3 protein-coding genes and 1 pseudogene are annotated in these 2,280 nt (G+C 41.8%); 2 read left to right on the top strand and 2 right to left on the bottom strand.

Annotated features, from left to right (window positions below):
* Positions 1-148 (bottom strand): annotated as a pseudogene (locus IQR33_RS34560) (arsenical-resistance protein); the annotation flags it as partial.
* An 85-nt stretch (positions 149-233) separates the two neighbouring features.
* A complete protein-coding gene (locus IQR33_RS26625; RefSeq protein ID WP_005375451.1) occupies positions 234-575 on the bottom strand; it encodes an ArsR/SmtB family transcription factor in 342 nt (113 codons plus the stop codon).
* A 270-nt stretch (positions 576-845) separates the two neighbouring features.
* Here IQR33_RS26625 and IQR33_RS26630 point away from each other — a divergent pair, with 270 nt between their 5' ends.
* Both IQR33_RS26630 and IQR33_RS26635 read left to right on the top strand, forming a co-directional pair.
* On the top strand, positions 846-1,430 hold the full coding sequence (locus IQR33_RS26630) for an NAD(P)H-dependent oxidoreductase (protein ID WP_005375454.1): 585 nt from the start codon (positions 846-848) through the stop codon (positions 1,428-1,430).
* A 167-nt stretch (positions 1,431-1,597) separates the two neighbouring features.
* Entirely contained in the window at positions 1,598-1,963 is a 366-nt protein-coding gene (locus IQR33_RS26635; RefSeq protein WP_017821620.1) for a winged helix-turn-helix transcriptional regulator, read from the top strand.
* Positions 1,964-2,280 lie beyond the last annotated feature (317 nt).

A 2,280-nucleotide genomic window follows, 5' to 3' on the forward strand; every position in this document is an offset into this window, starting at 1 on the left:
CTGACATTGACTCGTTCCACTCAGCAACTTGAGGGAATGCTGCGCCAATACCTACACCGATTGCCATTGCCACAAAAATCCACACCGTTAGGTAACGGTCCAAGAAGCTCATTTTGTCGCTGGCACTATTTAAAACTTGAGTAGTCATAGTGTTCTCTTATTCGTTTATCGTCGAAAGGCGATAGTTAAAGGTATAGTTTATCTCTGCACGCCTGAACAGCGTGCAAAGGGCATTAATCAAATAACTTGGAAAATCCTAGATTGAACTGATCAAACGCGTCGCGTTGAATGCGGTAACACACCTTAGGTGGGTTTGGCTCGGCGCTGATAAAGCCTGCTTGCTTTAGAATACGCAAGTGCTCGGAAACAGTAGATTGCGCAAGACCCAGTTCAGAAACCAAATCACTGTTCAAACAACCGCCCATGGTATCGAGCGTGTGCAGGATATGCAGAATGCGCAAACGTGCTGGATGCGACAAAGCTTTTGCTTGCGCTGCTAGAGTTTGTTCTTTCTCGAGCTGTTGTTGCGTTGTCTGAAAAACGACTTCGCACGTGTCCTTGCACTTATCACTCATTCGCTGGCCTTAATAGTTAATCGTCGAATTGCGATAAAGTGTACGCCTGCTCTGTGGAAGATGCAACAAGTCGATGAAAAAATTAATCGTGAAATAACGATGGATAAAAAGTTGAAAAAATATATCTTTTAAAAACAGTGATATAATTAAAAATTAAGTAGGTTACTAAAAGTTAACTAATTGCACTATATTTCTAGGTTACCATAATAAACCACATCCGACGCACAATGGTTACTGCGTCATCTTATGAACTTATTTAAAGGTAATCCCATGAGCAACGTACTGATCATCAATGCACACGAACCATCACCATATTCAGAAGGTCGTCTAAATGCTTCTCTTGTCGACAAAGCACAGACGCTTCTGCAAGCAAAAGGCCATGAAGTTCGCGTTGTGACAATGCAAGATGAGATCAACGTAGATGAGCAACTCGCACACTTTGAATGGGCTGATCGCGTGATCATCCAAAGCCCAATCAACTGGATGTCTGTGCCTTGGTCATTCAAAAAATACATGGACGACGTGTTTACTGCGGGTATGGGCGGCGCACTGTGTGCATTTGATGGCCGTAGCGCAGAAGAACCAAAGAAAAACTATGGTACAGGCGGTACTCAAACCAACAGTAAATACATGCTGTCACTGACATTCAACGCGCCAGAAGAATCGTTTGATGATGAGAACGAATACCTATTCCAAGGTAAAGGCGTGGACGATTTGATGTTCCACATGCATGCTAACTTCCGCTTCTTTGGTATGTCAGCACTGCCTACATTCGCTTGTTACGACGTGATGAAGAACGCAGATATCGAAAACGATTTTGTTCGTTTCGAAGCGCACATTAACGAAAACTTCTAATCCTTTTAGAAACATAGTGCGAACTGAATGATGGATTGAGATGGACTGCTGCATGCGGTCCATTTTTATTTGTTTGCGACGAGGTGACGTTTTTATTACTCTAAAGCACTAAATGTATCTAGCTTACTTTTCGTTACCTAGATTGGGTGCGTATCTTGAGGTGTATTGTGGAAAGCAGAATCAGTGTAGATAGCAAAGGTCGTAAGTCAGTGGCGAACGTATGTGCGGAGCCATGTGCTATCGAGAAAGGGATGCGTCTAATTGGTGGTAAATGGAAAGGCTCTTTGATTTTTCATTTGAAAGATGGCCCAGTTCGTTTCAATGACCTAGCACGCATGCTAGGCGGCGCAAGCAAAAAGATGATCGACCAACGCCTTAAAGAGCTAGAAGCGGAAGGCATGGTGGTGCGCAAAGTGATCAGCGATCGCCCAATCGCAGTCAGCTATGAGCTAACAGAGTTCGGCCGTACCGCACTTAAGATTCTTGATGATTTGCGAATTTGGTCTGAAAAGCATCAAATTGAGCTTCGTTAAGACCAAAGTAGTTAATCGCAAACGTTACTCTCTTTTGAAAGCTGATTAACAATACATCGCCGTTTATACCCAAGTAACTTAGATGTGCTTCATTTAAATCGTAATTTGTTTCGTAAAACAACGTACTCTTTCGAGTCAGGCATATCGAGGCTACTTGAGCATAATCGTACTTTTTAAGTTTTTGATTTTTTTAGTTGTTATTTGTCATACTTAGTAAGCTGTAGAATAAATCACTCACTTCAGTTGAATTTAAAAAAGCACTATTTAATTCCAGTTTCTTTTCAAAATCGGAATATTTATCGAATTCCTCTTTCTCA

The sequence above is a fragment of the Vibrio sp. OPT46 genome (assembly GCF_015163535.1).
GTDB lineage: Bacteria > Pseudomonadota > Gammaproteobacteria > Enterobacterales > Vibrionaceae > Vibrio > Vibrio alginolyticus.